The 15,132-nt window shown below is 35.8% G+C and carries 15 protein-coding genes; 3 read left to right on the top strand and 12 right to left on the bottom strand.

The features are described from left to right. Nucleotides 1-63 precede the first annotated feature (63 nt). Nucleotides 64-1,047, top strand: coding sequence for a PLP-dependent cysteine synthase family protein (locus OEA66_RS10820; RefSeq protein WP_267281382.1), 984 nt, complete (start codon nucleotides 64-66; stop codon nucleotides 1,045-1,047). Between the two features lie 51 nt (nucleotides 1,048-1,098). On the opposite strand, the gene OEA66_RS10815 is transcribed toward OEA66_RS10820, so the two are convergent. The 3 genes from OEA66_RS10815 to OEA66_RS10805 are packed head-to-tail and all read right to left on the bottom strand — an operon-like array spanning nucleotide 1,099 to nucleotide 2,888. Then, a complete protein-coding gene (locus OEA66_RS10815) occupies nucleotides 1,099-1,635 on the bottom strand; it encodes a hypothetical protein (protein WP_267281381.1) in 537 nt (178 codons plus the stop codon). A gap of 30 nt (nucleotides 1,636-1,665) precedes the next feature. Beyond that, nucleotides 1,666-1,968, bottom strand: a complete 303-nt coding sequence (locus OEA66_RS10810) for a chaperone modulator CbpM (RefSeq protein WP_267281380.1) — start codon at nucleotides 1,966-1,968, stop codon at nucleotides 1,666-1,668. Nucleotides 1,969-1,970: 2 nt separating this feature from the next. Continuing rightward, nucleotides 1,971-2,888, bottom strand: a complete 918-nt coding sequence (locus OEA66_RS10805) for a DnaJ C-terminal domain-containing protein (RefSeq protein WP_267281379.1) — start codon at nucleotides 2,886-2,888, stop codon at nucleotides 1,971-1,973. A gap of 184 nt (nucleotides 2,889-3,072) precedes the next feature. Here OEA66_RS10805 and OEA66_RS10800 point away from each other — a divergent pair, with 184 nt between their 5' ends. After that, on the top strand, nucleotides 3,073-4,272 hold the full coding sequence (locus tag OEA66_RS10800) for a dicarboxylate/amino acid:cation symporter (RefSeq protein WP_267281378.1): 1,200 nt from the start codon (nucleotides 3,073-3,075) through the stop codon (nucleotides 4,270-4,272). 55 nt (nucleotides 4,273-4,327) lie between these two features. On the opposite strand, the gene OEA66_RS10795 is transcribed toward OEA66_RS10800, so the two are convergent. From OEA66_RS10795 to OEA66_RS10785, 3 genes are all read right to left on the bottom strand, one after another. After that, entirely contained in the window at nucleotides 4,328-4,747 is a 420-nt protein-coding gene (locus tag OEA66_RS10795) for a hypothetical protein (RefSeq protein WP_267281377.1), read from the bottom strand. Nucleotides 4,748-4,895: 148 nt separating this feature from the next. Next, on the bottom strand, nucleotides 4,896-5,282 hold the full coding sequence (locus OEA66_RS10790) for a DUF779 domain-containing protein (RefSeq protein ID WP_267281376.1): 387 nt from the start codon (nucleotides 5,280-5,282) through the stop codon (nucleotides 4,896-4,898). A gap of 531 nt (nucleotides 5,283-5,813) precedes the next feature. Beyond that, on the bottom strand, nucleotides 5,814-7,343 hold the full coding sequence (locus OEA66_RS10785; RefSeq protein WP_267281375.1) for an aldehyde dehydrogenase family protein: 1,530 nt from the start codon (nucleotides 7,341-7,343) through the stop codon (nucleotides 5,814-5,816). Between the two features lie 181 nt (nucleotides 7,344-7,524). Here OEA66_RS10785 and OEA66_RS10780 point away from each other — a divergent pair, with 181 nt between their 5' ends. Next, nucleotides 7,525-8,445, top strand: coding sequence for a helix-turn-helix domain-containing protein (locus OEA66_RS10780; protein ID WP_267281374.1), 921 nt, complete (start codon nucleotides 7,525-7,527; stop codon nucleotides 8,443-8,445). Between the two features lie 39 nt (nucleotides 8,446-8,484). On the opposite strand, the gene OEA66_RS10775 is transcribed toward OEA66_RS10780, so the two are convergent. From OEA66_RS10775 to OEA66_RS10750, 6 genes are all read right to left on the bottom strand, one after another. Further along, nucleotides 8,485-9,813, bottom strand: a complete 1,329-nt coding sequence (locus OEA66_RS10775; protein WP_267281373.1) for a hydroxymethylglutaryl-CoA synthase family protein — start codon at nucleotides 9,811-9,813, stop codon at nucleotides 8,485-8,487. A gap of 127 nt (nucleotides 9,814-9,940) precedes the next feature. Then, nucleotides 9,941-12,451, bottom strand: coding sequence for a M1 family metallopeptidase (locus OEA66_RS10770; RefSeq protein ID WP_267281372.1), 2,511 nt, complete (start codon nucleotides 12,449-12,451; stop codon nucleotides 9,941-9,943). Nucleotides 12,452-12,518: 67 nt separating this feature from the next. After that, nucleotides 12,519-12,737 (bottom strand): hypothetical protein, encoded by a 219-nt coding sequence (locus OEA66_RS10765; protein WP_267281371.1) that lies wholly within the window; start codon nucleotides 12,735-12,737, stop codon nucleotides 12,519-12,521. Nucleotides 12,738-12,810: 73 nt separating this feature from the next. Then, nucleotides 12,811-13,605 carry a thymidylate synthase gene (locus OEA66_RS10760; protein ID WP_267281370.1) on the bottom strand — a complete coding sequence of 265 codons (795 nt, stop codon included), beginning with the start codon at nucleotides 13,603-13,605 and terminating at the stop codon, nucleotides 12,811-12,813. A 132-nt stretch (nucleotides 13,606-13,737) separates the two neighbouring features. Then, a complete protein-coding gene (locus OEA66_RS10755) occupies nucleotides 13,738-14,487 on the bottom strand; it encodes an SDR family NAD(P)-dependent oxidoreductase (RefSeq protein WP_267281369.1) in 750 nt (249 codons plus the stop codon). A 131-nt stretch (nucleotides 14,488-14,618) separates the two neighbouring features. Next, on the bottom strand, nucleotides 14,619-15,059 hold the full coding sequence (locus OEA66_RS10750; protein ID WP_267281368.1) for a hypothetical protein: 441 nt from the start codon (nucleotides 15,057-15,059) through the stop codon (nucleotides 14,619-14,621). Nucleotides 15,060-15,132: the final 73 nt, after the last annotated feature.

Genomic DNA, 15,132 nt, shown 5'->3' with positions numbered 1-15,132 from the left:
GATTCTGAATTATTCTGAAAAATGTATATTTGGGGTGCAGAAAAAAAATAATAAAAGCGACATATGAAATACGCAGAAAACATACTCGAAACCATAGGAAATACGCCACTTGTAAAGATTAATAACGTTTTAGGTGAAGATTTCCCGGCTTTGGTTTTGGCAAAAGTGGAAACGTTCAACCCAGGAAATTCAGTGAAAGACAGAATGGCTCTGAAAATGATTGAAGATGCTGAAAAAGATGGAAGACTTAAGCCAGGAGGAACCATCATTGAAGGAACTTCGGGAAATACAGGAATGGGATTAGCTTTGGCAGCAATCATCAAAGGATACAAGTGTATTTTTGTAACCAACGCTAAGCAATCTAAAGAAAAATGCGACATTCTTCGTGCTGTTGGAGCTGAAGTTATCGTTTGTCCGACAGACGTAAAACCTACAGATCCACGTTCTTATTATTCAGTTTCAAAGAGATTGGCTAAAGAAACGCAAAACGGATGGTACGTAAATCAATATGATAATTTATCAAACAGAGCGGCTCATTACGAGTCTACTGCACCTGAAATCTGGGAACAAACTGACGGAAAACTGACTCACTTTTTAGTTGGAGCCGGAACGGGAGGTACCATTACAGGTTGCGGAATGTTTTTTAAAGAAAAAAATAAAGACATCAAAGTAATTGGAGTTGATACGTACGGATCAATTTTAAAAGAAATTCACGAAACGGGAGAAATTAACTTGGGAAATGCTTACACCTACATCACAGAAGGTATTGGTGAAGATATTCTTCCTGAAAACTACGATATGTCGGTAATCGATCATTTCGAAAAAGTAACCGATAAAGATGGAGCAATCTATGCAAGAAAACTGGCAAAAGAAGAAGGAATTTTCTGTGGATATTCTGCAGGAAGTGCGATGGCAGCTTTGGTTCAGATGAAAGATCAGTTTACAATAGACGATGTGGTTGTGGTTCTGCTTCACGATCACGGCTCAAGATATGTGGGAAAAATCTACAACGACGAGTGGATGAAAGAAATGGGTTGGTTAGATTAATGCAGAACCTTTATAAAAAAACAGAAATCAGAGCGTTGGCTCTGATTTTTTTTATTTTAAAACATTTTTCTGTACTGCATCTTTCAACATATTAAAATCTGCTTCTGACATTGATTTTCTTGGAAACATATAATTGAATTTACCTTCCAGACCAATAAATTTTTCGCTGATTTCACCAGCTGTGAATTCTGTCCAGAGACTTGTTTCTTTATTATCATTCAGGTTGACTTTAAAAACTTTAGTATTGAACTGAATCTGATAAATTTCAGTATTCTCAAGAGTCTTGAGGTATTTTACGACTTCTTTTTTCCATTTCGAAACTTTGTTGATGGCCAAAGATAAGTAGACCGCACAAAGCAGAAAAAGAAAACTCACAAAATATAAAATCCCGAATTTCTCTTTGCTTAAATCATCTTTAAAATAAAATAAAATCAAAAGTATGGTAGCCACGATGATTGTGGTAATCAGTTTTCCTTTTACGGTCGGTGACAAAAAAAGACTTCCCTGATCTCCATTAAGATAAATCTCTTCAAAATCTCCTTTATTGATTTTTAAATTGATGATTTTGTCGTCGTTTATTCTAGCCATGTATGTAGTGTTTGATTTTACAAAACTAAATTAAATATCCTCATATTTCTCACGAATTACTGAAAGTTTATTCATCAGGTCGCGATTTTTTTGATGAAGATCATCCATTTTACGCAGCATATGATGAATCACTTCCAAACCCGGCAGATTGACCTCTAAATCGTAATGCCAGTTGGCAAACTTTTCAAAAACCTGCAGATCTTCATAAATCAGGTAACGAACATTATCCTCAGTTTCTACGTTCAGGAGACCGTTATCTACCAGTTCATCAAAAAAAGTAATTTCAATATTGTATATTTTTACGAGTTCTTCCCGTGATATTCTTTCGCTCATGATTAAGAATTTTTAAGTTGTTCAAAAAGTTCTTTCTGTTGATCACTAAGGTTTGTGGGCAGCTTTACATCATACGTCACAAACAGATCACCAAATTCACCGTCTTTTTTATAGACAGGAAAACCTTTTCCTTTCAGTCGCACCGTTGTTCCGCTTTGAGTTTCGGGTTTTACTTTAAGATTTACGTTCCCTTCTAAAGTTTCCACTTTTACGTCTCCACCCAGAACAGCGGTGTACAAATCGATCGTCACTTTAGATTTTAAATCATCTCCTACCCTTTCGAAATTCGGATCTGGAGCTATATTAAAAGTAATGTATAAATCTCCTGTTGGACCGCCATTAAAACCAGGATTTCCGTGGCCTTTCAATTTAATTTGCTGGCCATCGTAAACTCCCGCAGGAATTGTTATTCTCACCTTCTTGCCATTAATATCAAAAGTCTGTTGCTGTGTCTTTGCAGCGTCCTTTAGATTTAAATTCAATTCTGCATGCACATCCTGACCTTTAAATTTTCCTGATGCGCTTCCGCGAGAGCTTCTGCCGAATCCGCCACCGTCACCGCCAAACATACTCTGGAAAAAGTCTGAAAAATCTTCGCCACCACCAAAATCAGCACCCGAAAAACCACCACCGTAGTTTCCACCCTGACTTTGGGATTGCCTTTGCTGTTGCTGAGCCTGTTCGTACTGTTCACCATGCTTCCAGTTTTCACCGTATTTGTCGTATTTCGCCCGATTTTCCGGATTGCTCAACACTTCATTGGCTTCGTTCAGCTCTTTGAATTTCAGTTCTGCTTCTTTATCGTTGGGGTTAAGGTCTGGGTGCAGTTTTCTTGCCTGCTTGCGGTACGCTTTTTTGATATCGTCCTGAGTTGCGCTTTTGTCTACGCCTAAAATTTTGTAATAATCTATATAAGCCATAGAAACGATTGTTTACTCAAATTTACCAAAATTAAGCCGAAGATTTATCCAAGAAATTGTTAAAAAATAAATCTATCTTTACTAAAAATCACCGCATGGAATCACCGGTACTGTCTTGAAAATCACAAAACCAATAAAGACAGATCATGACAGATAACCATTTAAAAATTAAAAATACCTTCATATGAAAGAGGTTTTAAAAAACTATTCAGGAATTCTTTTTCTCCTTCTCGGAATTACCGTCGGAAGCATTATTGGCGTTGTTGCTCCACAAATTGTGGAATACATTAAACCGATGGGAGATATTTTTCTGAATTTGCTTTTTGTGAGCGTTGTACCATTGGTTTTTTTTGCGGTTTCTAATTCGATATCTTCTCTTGAACAGCAGTCGAAGTTTGGTAAAATCATTTTTACAATGGCATTTACCTTTCTTTTGTTCATCTTAATTGCTGCTATTTTTACCATAGGAATGGTGTATTTATTTCCCGTATCCTCGATTTCGGGAAGTTCTGAAATTATAGCTGAAGCGGCAAAAGAAGAAAACTGGGGAGACAGGATTGTAAGCTTCTTTACCGTTGGAGAATTCACCGAACTTTTTTCACGGAAAAACATGCTGGCATTACTGATTTTCGCCTTCCTTACCGGCTTTGCTGCAAGAAAATCCGGAGAAAACGGTAAGCCTTTCAGACTCTTCATCGCATCGGGTTATGAAGTGATGAAAGAACTGCTTTTGATGATTATGAAAATTGCACCAATTGGTTTGGGCGCTTACTTTGCGTATCAGGTAGCAACGCTTGGACCTCAGCTTTTTGGTTTTTATGCTAAGCCTCTCGGACTTTACTATATTTCAGGAATTATTTACTTCTTCGTCTTTTTTTCACTTTACGCCTTTCTCGCAGACAGAAAAAAAGGAATAAAAAATTTCTGGACTAACGCCATTCTATCTACACTCACCGCATTAAGTACCTGCAGCAGTTTCGCAACCATGCCTACAAACTTAGTAGCAGCATCCAAAATCGGTATTCCGAGTTCGATTGCTAATCTGGTAATCCCGATTGGAACGACACTTCATAAAAACGGCTCCTCGATGTCTTCTATAATTAAAATCTACGTTGCATTTCAGATTATCGGAAGAGATTTTTTTGAACCGTCTAATCTTCTTTTAGCTTTAGGAATTACTGTTTTTGTCAGTATTGTTGCAGGCGGAATTCCCAATGGCGGATATATTGGGGAAATGCTGATGATTTCTGTCTATCAGTTACCACAGGAAGCGATTCCTGCGGTGATTATTATCGGAACTTTGGTAGATCCTTTGGCGACAGTTTTAAATGCTGTTGGAGATATTGTGGCAGCAATGTTTGTGAATCGGTTTGTGAAAGTGTGAAATATAATCTAACCAAAATTGAAAAACCTGATTGACAAACTATTTCTTAATAATTTTAAATTAAAGATAAAATTGTTCCGCAATCTTGGAGATTACATACATTATTATTATCATCATTTCTTGGCAAAGCAATTGTTTTGACAACAATATTAAAAGGATAGTTTGCAATAGCATTTAAATGATTATTGTAATTTGTATTAGAAGCTAAAATTAAAATATCAACTTTCATTTTTGCATATTTTTCTATTGCATATGGAATATCTCTCATATAATCGCCCATAGTATAAAATGCAATCTTTCTATTGTCAAACAATGTCACTATACACTCAAAATCATTATTAATCGGGTTTCCTAAAACCTCTCTTAGTTCTTGATTTACACAGTATAAAGTGTTACTTATTATTTCTTGATACACACGGTTAAGTGTAGTACTTTTACCACAATCACTATTTCCTCTTAATGCTATTATTCTCATTCTATGTAATCCAAATATGTTTATTTATATTTATTTGTTCAAATCTAAATATTTTTTAACTCATAATACTCTTCATTTTGCTACGGGTAAATAATAATCGACCGATTACATATTTTTGTGGATTTGCTGATTGAATAGATTTTACTATTTATTCGCTTCGTTTTACCTCTTCCAAATTTTTTAATTCTTCCACTGTAAATAGTTTGTAATGTACTTTAAATGTTTTGCCCAAAGGGGTTTCCAGCGAAAATCCACCCGGGCCAAAACCTTCAAGAACATCTAAGGTGAAATGAGAATACTGCCAATATTCAAACAAATCACGGTCGATCCAAAATTCGTGACCGTTGATGGTTCCGATCATGGCATCATTCATTCTCGGAAAATAGCCTCCCTTCTCGAAACATTGTGGCTGTGTACCTTCACAACATCCTCCGGCTTGGTAAAACATAAGCTCGCCGTGCTTTTTTTCAAGTTCCCAAATGAGCTCGAGTGCTTTTTCTGTAACTGAAAGTCTTGATATTTTTTTTGTTTCCATAATGATCTTCTTCAAAAAGGTTTATTGGTTTCAGTTAAATTTCTCTGTTCTTTTGGCTTAATCCAAAAGAACCAAAAAATCAAGACTGGAAACTCCTGCTAAAAATAATCTGTACTCACTAAAAATTCTAAACTTGCGCGAGAGCTTATTATTTTCTTCGGTTGAATATTTGTGTCGCGCTTCGAACAGAAGATTTTTTTTTACGTTCATACAGTTTATTTTCTTAACGCCTCCATTTCCTAGGTCGGTTTTATGTCTTTCAAACAAAATTTGGTTTGTTAAACTTTTATTGAGCTTAGTCTTTGTATATTATTTTATAAAGTTAAAAAAAGTCTGACAAAACAAGCATTGTCAGACTTTACATAAACCAAATATAGTGATGTGTTTTGCACACAACTTTTGCGTGAGGGATAGGAAGGGCGGCGAGGAACTCGCCGGTGCGAAGCACCGAAACGAAGTGCAGCCCTGGATAGCCCGACCGTTTTCCCCGTGACAAATGGGGAAAACGGGCACGCCCTAAATATTTATTAATTAAAAGAAACCTAATTTGTTTTTGCTGTACGAGATCAACATGTTCTTTGTCTGACGGTAATGATCCAACATCATTTTGTGGTTTTCTCTACCAATACCCGACTGCTTGTACCCACCAAATGGTGCTCCTGCAGGGTAAGAATGATATTGATTGACCCAAACTCTACCCGCCTGAATCTGACGTGGCACATTGTACAGCTGATGCGCATCTCTCGTCCAAACTCCTGCACCCAAACCATAAATCGTATCGTTGGCAATTTTAATTGCATCTTCTTCATCTTTGAAAGTCGTAAACGCTAAAACAGGTCCGAAAATTTCCTCCTGGAAGATTCTCATTCTGTTGTTCCCTTTAAAAATGGTTGGTTGAATATAATATCCTTCTTCAAGATTTTCACCTACATGATTCACGTCACCACCCACTAACACTTCAGCACCTTCTTCTTTTCCTAATTTGATGTAAGACAAAATTTTATCTTTCTGAATTTTCGAAGCCTGCGCTCCCATCATCACAGTTTTATCCAGAGGATTTCCAACTTTGATCGCCTTTACTCTTTCAATTACTTTCGCAATAAATGCATCGGCAATATCTTCCTGAACCAATAATCTTGAAGGAGCTGTGCAAATTTCACCCTGATTAAGAGCAAAAAGAACTGCACCTTCGATAGCTTTATCTAAAAATTCATCATCTGCATCCATTACCGAACTGAAGAAAACGTTGGGAGACTTCCCACCCAATTCCAAAGTCACCGGGATGATATTTTCTGTGGCATACTGCATTACCAAACGACCTGTTGCGGTAGAACCGGTAAACGCAGCCTTGTTTATTTTCGGATTCGTCACCAAAGCTCTTCCAAGCTCCGCTCCGAAACCGTTAACAATATTCACCACTCCCGCCGGAAGTAAATCTTTAATTAAATCGATTAAAACCAAGATTGAAATCGGTGTACTTTCTGCCGGTTTTAAGACTACACAGTTTCCTGTCGCCAATGCCGGAGCCAGTTTCCAAACTGCCATCAAAATCGGGAAATTCCATGGAATAATTTGTGCGATCACGCCAAGCGGCTCGTGCACGATTAATGAAACCGTATCTTTATCCAGTTCGTTATGCGAACCTTCATCTGCTCTGATTACTGAAGCAAAATACCTGAAATGATCGACTGCCAAAGGTAAATCTGCGGCTAATGTTTCTCTTACTGCTTTTCCGTTATCAATGGTTTCTACCGTTGCCAAATACTCCAGGTTCTCTTCTATTCTGTCCGCAATTTTATTTAAAATAACGCTTCTTTCAGTAGACGATGTATCTTTCCATGTCTGGAACGCTTTTTCGGCTGCATTAACTGCCAGTTCTAAATCTTCTTTCGACGAATGCGCTGCCTGGGTGAAAACTTTGCCATTAACGGGAGAAATTACATCAAAATAATTTCCATTAACCGGTGCGGTAAACTCACCATTAATAAAGTTGTCATATTGCTTTTTGAATTCCGGCCACTGTAAGACCGTGTCTGATTTTTGTTCTGTTGCTGTGCTCATATTAGTATTGTTTTGATTTTTATCTTCAACCAAATTACACCGACTACAATAAAAGAAATAGCAAAATCCTACAAAAAAACTTCAAAATAGTGTAGAAGCCAGACTTTAGTATTTCCTTAACATGTTTTTAATCATATAATTTCTATATTTGATAGAAGTCGTAACTTAAATAAATTTAGCAATGAATGATCATAAGTTTTTATTGAATACTCCTGCATTAAAGAAGGAAAGTCAGCTTTTAAACTTAGTTGAAAATCAAACTAAATTTAATCTCAACAACTGCGAATTCAGCATCTATGAGACTCACAAGTCTGCGTTTGATATAAAACTGCATTTTGACACGATCGCTTTCACAGCAATGCTTCAGGGCAGAAAATACATGAAGCTGGAAAACAAAACCAACTATTTCGATTACTTCCCCGGAGAAAGTGTTTTGGTTGCGCCCGGTGAAACGATGGTTATTGATTTTCCGGAGTCTGATGAGACACCAACTCAATGTATTTCTTTAAGTTTAAATCCTGAGTTTATCGAAAACTCTTTGAATAATCTGAACTATAATTTCGCGAAAGTAGATGAAACCTCATCCTGGAATCTTCAGCTTGACGAATATTTTCTATTTAACAATAAATCTTTGGCTTCAGCCACCAACAACATTATGAGAATCGCCATGGATGACAATTCTCAAAAGGATATTATGGCTGATTTCGCTTTAAAAGAACTTTTAATAAGACTTATGCAGACACAGGCAAGAAGTATGGTAGAGAAAAATTTGGCTAAAAATAAATCCAGAATCGGTTTTGTAGTGGACTATATTAAAAACAACATCCATCAGAAACTTTCTATCGACAGCATTGCGAAACTGGCTTATGTGAGCAAATCTAATTTCTTCAAAATGTTTAAAGACGAGTTGGGAACCTCGCCAAACGATTTTATTCTTCAGGAAAGAATCAGCAAGGCGAAAGAACTTTTAGCTTTAAACAACAGCATTAAGGAGACTGCTTTCCAGACGGGTTTTTCTGATACAAATTACTTTACAAGAGTTTTTAAACAGTTGGTTGGGGTGACGCCAAAGAACTACCAGAATGGGGTAATTAGTTTCTAACTAAAAAAAGCACCTCAATGAGATGCTTCCTGTAATTCTTTATTCTTTAAAACCGTAATATCTTGCTCCTAATAAGACAGGATTTTCATGTTCGACAGACTCTAATCCAAAACCAGTGTACTCAGGATTTACAGAATGTTCAAGCTGTTTTCTGTGGAGTTTTTCATACGTATCAAAATCAATAGCTAAACGTTCATTCAAATTTTCAAATAAGTTCCATTTTTCAACGACGGTTTTCCAGTTTTCAGATACTTTTCCGGCAAAAACTTTAGATTTTGAACCGCTTCCATACCCTAAAAATCCTATTTCCTGTCCCGCCAATTCTTCTTTTTCACTAAAAGAAGTCTGTAAGCCTGAAAGTAAGGCCATAAAAATCGAAGCGGTGTACATGTTTCCTATCTCAGACGATGCACGCTGTGTTTTTTCGATCTTTTCACTGATAAATTTTAAATAATCTTCAGATTTTGCTACCGCTTTCTGTTCTTCAGGATTCGAGTAGGAAAGTCCGTTTTCTAAGCTGTAAATTTCAGTAAAAACTCTCTTTCCATGGAATGCGTAAGGAAGATGGAAGATTAAATATTTCCAGTTTTGATAAGGTTTTTCTTTACCTGAAACTTCTTTATAATGTTCGTACGCTTCTCTGATTCTGTCCTGATAACACTGATTGGAATACTGTCCGTCAAAAACCGGCTCATCTGTGAAAATTTCGATTTTATCTGGAAAGTTTCCAGGAGCATTTGTCAAATCATCCTTTTTAAAATGCCTTCTTGGTTTAAAGAAATCAAAAACACTTTCTGTAGCGACTCCCCAATGATTTTCAATTTCAATTAAATCAGGTTTTGCAGAGATCAACAAAGAAACAGCACCGCCACCCTGAGTATATTCACCTGAAGAAGCCAACTCGTATTTTGCATAATCACTTGCGATGACAATCGCTTTTTTATCAGGATTTACTCTCACAAAATCCAGAGAGTTGTGAAGTGCATCTACTGCACCAATACAGGCAAAAGTCAGATCCACGACATCACAGTTTTTGAAACATCTTTCACCAAACTCAGATTCTAAGACCTTTTCTACCATCTGCATTGCGTAGGAAGCAGTAGGTTTTGCGGCATCGATTGCGCTCTCTGTACCTAAATAAATTCTTGAAATATCTTTTGGGTTGATTTCGTAGTCTCTGATTAATTTGAGTAAAGCTTCAGCCGCAAAAGTTGCTGCATCTTCATGAACATCCGGGAAACCCATTTTATGTAAACCTAAACCTTTCTCTAATTTTGCCGGTTCAATTCCTCTTTTTTCTGCTAAATCTTTAATTTCCAAATACAAAGAAGGCACATAATAACTCGCTGCCTCAATTCCAAAACCCATAATCGTTAAATTTTAAACTAATTTATGAAAGATGTTATAAAAAAGACAGTAAAATCGTCTAAATTTTTGATGATTAAACAAAAAAAGCATCTCGATGGAGATGCTTTAGTATTAATATAAGATTTAACTATTTAAAATTTTCAATTGCCTTATTAATAGCATCAATCTGCGGATTGATACTTGAAGCTTTTTGTGGATTTTGTTTAAGAAGTTCCATTTTTTTATTTAAACCGTCTTTCAGCATTTGAGAAATCATCATTTTTACTTGCGGATTATCTCCCATTTGTCCTTTAGCCTGATCTAAAATTTTAGTGATATTTTCAGTGGCTTTTAAATTATCAGAAGACATAATCCAATTATAACCTTCTTCTGCAACTTTCCCCAATTCAGGGTTTTGAAATTTGATAAAAGGATAGAAAGCAGCAACAGGAGTAATATTTGCCATTTGTGAAGTCACTTTATTTTTAACCACAATGGGTAACAATTGATTCAACATTTCTTCAGAAGCACCCTCTAAATCAATTTTATCAGCTAATGCATTAACTTTTGAAGGATCTACGGTAACAATTGCAGCCACTGAATTTACCTTTACCGAATTGGAAATCGCATTAATTCCTTTTTCAAAAATCGGAACATATTTTTTATCTTTTGTTTTCGACAAAGCAGCAATTGCAGCACCTTGAACTAAAGTTTTAGGATCATTTGAAGCTAATTTTTCAACATCACTTCCAAGAGCTTTCATCTGCTCAGGAATACTTAAATCCATTAATTCCAAAGCTTTAATTCTGATTCTGAAAAAAGGATCTTTTAAAGCTGCAGCCAATAATTTTGTAGCCGCAGGATTTTTTCCAACCTGATCTTTAATACCATCTAGAGCAATATATTTACTTTTAAATTCTTTCGAACCTGAAAATTGTAGTAAATTCTGCTCCGGAGTTTTAGAATCTGTAATATCAGCAAGCAAAACCCCATCTGAATTAATATTGATTAAATCTGGATTTTTAGACGAATCAAAAGTGAATGAGTTTTTTGCCGTTGCGTTTGCCCAAACATTATATCTTTTAGGTTTTCCGTTGTCATAAACATCAATTGCTAAGGGAAATTCAAATGGTAAATCCTGAGACTGATTCAAACTAACCGTAACCTGTTTTTTTACGGGTTCATAAGAAGTTGTATAGCTCAATTTCGGATTTCCGCTTCCGAAATACCACTGATTAAAGAACCAGTTTAAATCTTTGCCCGAAACTTTTTCAAATGATAATCTTAATTGATGTGCTTCAGCATTTTTAAATTCGTTGGTTTTTAGATAATCTGTGATTCCTGCAAAAAAGGCCTCATCGCCAAGATAATTTCTCAACATGTGAAGAATTCCGCCACCTTTTTGATAGGTAACTAAGTCAAAAACGTCTTCACGAGAGCCATAATCAAATCTTACCAAGTTTTTTTTGAAATCTGAAGGATTGTGAATGTAATGATTCACATCTTCCATCTGATGATAATCTGCCTGATCTTTTCCGTATTTAAACTCGTTCCAAAGATATTCTGAATAGTTAGCAAAAGATTCATTGACAGTCAAATTACTCCAGCTTTCGGCTGTAACCAAATCTCCGAACCAATGGTGGAATAATTCGTGAGCGATGGTATCTTCCCATTTATTTTCGTCGATTAATTGTCCTGGTTTTTGTAAAATATCACTTCCGTGAAGCGTAGCAGTTGTATTTTCCATTGCGCCACTTACATAATCTCTACCTGAAATTTGCGAATATTTCGCCCAAGGATAATCGTAACCCAATTTTTTAGAGAAAAAATCAATCATTTCCGGAGTATTTCCGTAAATCTGTTTTGCGTACGGTTCGTATTCTTTTTCGATATAATAATCTACGGGAATGTTTTTCCATTTATCTTTTACAACCGCATATTCACCAACTCCCATAAAGAAAAGATAGGTTGAATGCCTTTTATCCATCACCCAATGGTCTGTTCTTTCACCGTTGGATTCTTTTTTTGAATCTTTTAAAATTCCGTTTGAAAGAGTGACATATTTGTCTGGAACCGTCATAAAGATTTCCTGAGTAGTCTTTTGATTCGGTCTGTCAATTGTCGGGAACCAAGCTGAAGAAGATTCTGTTTCACCTTGAGTCCAGATTTGTGTGGGTTTATCAGCATCTTTTCCTTGAGCATTAATAAAATACAATCCTTTTGCGTCATTAATTGCGGCACTTCCTTTCTGTTTTACCTCATTCGGGCGAGAAGTGTACTTGATATAAACTGTATAATCCTGATTTTTCGTATACGTTTTATCTAAATTTATCTTTAGAACATCATCTTTATAGTCAAATTTTAAAGGTGATTTTTTACCGTTATTGTCTAAAGCCACTTCGTGAATCAACATTCCTTTTGCATCAAGAATCAACTCGTTCGAAGCATAAAAATACGGAGAAGCTGTTAACCATTCTTCACCATTCATCTGTTCCTTCTGATAATCAAAGTTTACTTTTAATTTGGTGTGTTTAAGCTCAGTAACTTTTGTATGTGTTGCTCTGTAGATTTTTTCTCTTCCTGAAGTTTCTGTTTGTGCAGATACATTTGCAGAGAATAAAACTCCCAGTATTGCAATCGATAAAATGGCCTTTTTCATTATTATTTATTTAAACTCAGCGTTCAAAATACCTCAATATTCTGGAGCTTACTTTATTATTTTAGAATTATTTTTTTATTAAAATGTCAAAAATATCGCTGACTAATGTTTCGTAATCACCTTTTTTCAACTGTTCTTTTGTTTTTGCGAAAGCTTTCTTCAGTTCACTTTCCGGGTTTTCATCGTCGATAATTTCGATATGATTAATTCCTTTTACCTGCAGCAAAAGCTCTTTTAATTTTTCAACATCGGTATTTTCTTCAATATTGATTTTAAGTGATTTCATAGTGGATAAGTTGAAATTTAAGGCTGAAAGTTACAAAAAAAGTGAAGCTTTGTACTTCACTTTTTAATTTTTATTATATCGCCACAGGCGCTTTAATCCCCGGATGCGGGTCATAATTTTCCAAAGTAAAATCTTCAAAGTCAAAATCAAAAATATCTTTGATTTCAGGATTCAGTTTCATTGTAGGCAAAGGTCTCGTTTCTCTGGAAAGCTGTCTATTAACTTGCTCGAAATGATTATTGTAAATATGAACATCTCCAAAAGTGTGAACATAATCGCCAACTTCAAGTCCTGTAACCTGCGCCACCATCATCAATAAGAGGGCATAACTTGCAATATTGAAAGGAACTCCCAAGAAAACATCTGCACTTCTCTGATACAATTGAAGCGACAATTTTCCATCCGCTACATAAAACTGAAACAAAGCGTGACAAGGTGCTAAAGCCATATTCGGGATTTCTGCAGCATTCCAGGCAGAAACAATCAATCTTCTGGAATCAGGATTTTTTTTGATTTGCTCAATCACTTCCGAAAACTGGTCAACCACTTTTCCATCGGCTCCGTTCCAGCTTCTCCATTGTGCGCCATAAACAGGACCTAAATCTCCATTTTCATCTGCCCATTCGTTCCAAATAGAAACTCCATTATCCGTAAGATATTTAGTATTTGTATCACCTTTAATGAACCAAAGCAATTCATAAATAATAGATTTTAAGTGAACCTTTTTAGTCGTTACCAAAGGAAATCCTTTCGACAAATCATAACGCAATTGGTAACCAAAAACGCTTCGGGTTCCAGTTCCGGTCCTGTCGGTTTTATCGGTTCCGTTATCTAAAATATGCTGAAGTAAATCGAGATAGTTTTGCATTTTGAAGCTAATAATTAGGATTACAAAATAAAGAATTTTAAATTTAAAAATCAGTCAAAAAGACAAATATTAGTGATAGAAAAAAAGCATCCACCAAAAGTGAATGCTTCCTGAAATTTGTATTTCTAAATTTTAAACCGCTGTATAACCGCCATCAACAAGATAATAACCTCCTGTCATAAAAGACGACTTATCTGAGCTTAAGAAAAGAACCAATTCTGCAACTTCCTCAGATGTACCCAGTCTTCCCATTGGGTGTTTGGCAATTAAAGCTTGCTTCATATCACCACTTGCACTTTCCAAAAGAGGCGTTTCTATATAACCTGGTCCAACAGCGTTGCAACGGATATTTTTTTGTCCGTACTCAGCGCCGATATTTTTTGAAAGACCGACAACCGCGTGTTTTGCAGCAGTGTAAGCTGATGAAAGAGGCGCTGCAACCGTTCCATGAATCGAAGCAATGTTTACGATGACACCGCCACCATTTTTTTCCATTTGAGTCAGTTCATATTTGCAGCCGTAGAAAACACCGTCTAGATTTACGTTCAAAACTTTTTTCCAGCTGTCGATGCTGTAATCTCCTGTTGTTGATTGTTCGCCACCAATTCCCGCATTGTTGCAGGCAATATCTAATCTTCCGTACGTTTCAACTGTAGCGTTGACAAGTGCTTCTACTTGTTCAGGATTTGAAGTGTCTGCTTTAATAAAAGTCGCTTCTCCGGCTTCAGATTTTATTTCTTCAACGGCTGATTTCCCATGCTCTTCATTAATGTCAGAAACGATAACTTTTGCACCTTCTTTAGCATATAATTTTGCGATGGCAAGACCAATTCCTGAACCTGCTCCTGTAACCAAAGCCACTTTATTGTTTAGAATTTTCATAATAAATGAAATTTTATTTGTTTGTTGATGGATTATTTAAAGCAATAATAATGCAAAGCAAACGTCTCTAACAGTTAATTATTTCATAAATGTTTCTTTTTGAAACAATGTTTTTTTTATTTCAAAATTAGTTATTTAATTTCCTCAATTTTTTGACTGATATTGTTTAAAGAAAAAACTTCACCTTTCTGTTTTCCATTCATCGCTTTTGCCAAAGGAGATTCCGGCGAAATACAAATAATTTTCTCATTATCAATTTTAATTTCTCCTAAGGAAACAGAAATAAAAAACAAACCTTTCTCTGTTTTCACGATAGCGCCTTTTTCAGCTTTGTCATTTGGTTTTGGCAAAACAGTTTTGAGGAAATCTTTTTGTTTCAAAATCTCATTCAGCTGAACTTGCAGATTGTTGATTTCCTGCTGAAGCATTTCTCTTCCCGTTTCATATTTGTCGCCCATCGAACTTTTCGTGTCGTTGCTTGATGCACGGGTTTCGGCAATCAATTTCTCGAAATTTTGGATTTTTTCGGAGAGTTTTAGTTTAATACTATCAATAAGTGAAGATTTGTTCATATTTAAATTTGGCTAAAGCCTTTGTTAAATTAATTAAAAAGCGGACTAAAGTCCGCTCCTATTGATCATTTTA

The organism is Chryseobacterium luquanense, assembly GCF_026460945.1.
In the GTDB taxonomy this organism is placed as follows: Bacteria; Bacteroidota; Bacteroidia; order Flavobacteriales; family Weeksellaceae; genus Chryseobacterium; species Chryseobacterium luquanense.
Note: the sequence above shows the minus strand (reverse complement) of the source record. Positions and strands in the feature narration are given on the sequence as shown.

Excerpts from the sequence above, each read along its gene's own strand:
- OEA66_RS10820 (WP_267281382.1), top strand. The coding sequence starts at position 64 with ATGAAATACGCAGAAAACATACTCGAAACCATAGGAAATACGCCACTT.
- OEA66_RS10815 (WP_267281381.1), bottom strand. The coding sequence starts at position 1,635 with ATGGCTAGAATAAACGACGACAAAATCATCAATTTAAAAATCAATAAA.
- OEA66_RS10810 (WP_267281380.1), bottom strand. The coding sequence starts at position 1,968 with ATGAGCGAAAGAATATCACGGGAAGAACTCGTAAAAATATACAATATT.
- OEA66_RS10805 (WP_267281379.1), bottom strand. The coding sequence starts at position 2,888 with ATGGCTTATATAGATTATTACAAAATTTTAGGCGTAGACAAAAGCGCA.
- OEA66_RS10800 (WP_267281378.1), top strand. The coding sequence starts at position 3,073 with ATGAAAGAGGTTTTAAAAAACTATTCAGGAATTCTTTTTCTCCTTCTC.
- OEA66_RS10795 (WP_267281377.1), bottom strand. The coding sequence starts at position 4,747 with ATGAGAATAATAGCATTAAGAGGAAATAGTGATTGTGGTAAAAGTACT.
- OEA66_RS10790 (WP_267281376.1), bottom strand. The coding sequence starts at position 5,282 with ATGGAAACAAAAAAAATATCAAGACTTTCAGTTACAGAAAAAGCACTC.
- OEA66_RS10785 (WP_267281375.1), bottom strand. The coding sequence starts at position 7,343 with ATGAGCACAGCAACAGAACAAAAATCAGACACGGTCTTACAGTGGCCG.
- OEA66_RS10780 (WP_267281374.1), top strand. The coding sequence starts at position 7,525 with ATGAATGATCATAAGTTTTTATTGAATACTCCTGCATTAAAGAAGGAA.
- OEA66_RS10775 (WP_267281373.1), bottom strand. The coding sequence starts at position 9,813 with ATGGGTTTTGGAATTGAGGCAGCGAGTTATTATGTGCCTTCTTTGTAT.
- OEA66_RS10770 (WP_267281372.1), bottom strand. The coding sequence starts at position 12,451 with ATGAAAAAGGCCATTTTATCGATTGCAATACTGGGAGTTTTATTCTCT.
- OEA66_RS10765 (WP_267281371.1), bottom strand. The coding sequence starts at position 12,737 with ATGAAATCACTTAAAATCAATATTGAAGAAAATACCGATGTTGAAAAA.
- OEA66_RS10760 (WP_267281370.1), bottom strand. The coding sequence starts at position 13,605 with ATGCAAAACTATCTCGATTTACTTCAGCATATTTTAGATAACGGAACC.
- OEA66_RS10755 (WP_267281369.1), bottom strand. The coding sequence starts at position 14,487 with ATGAAAATTCTAAACAATAAAGTGGCTTTGGTTACAGGAGCAGGTTCA.
- OEA66_RS10750 (WP_267281368.1), bottom strand. The coding sequence starts at position 15,059 with ATGAACAAATCTTCACTTATTGATAGTATTAAACTAAAACTCTCCGAA.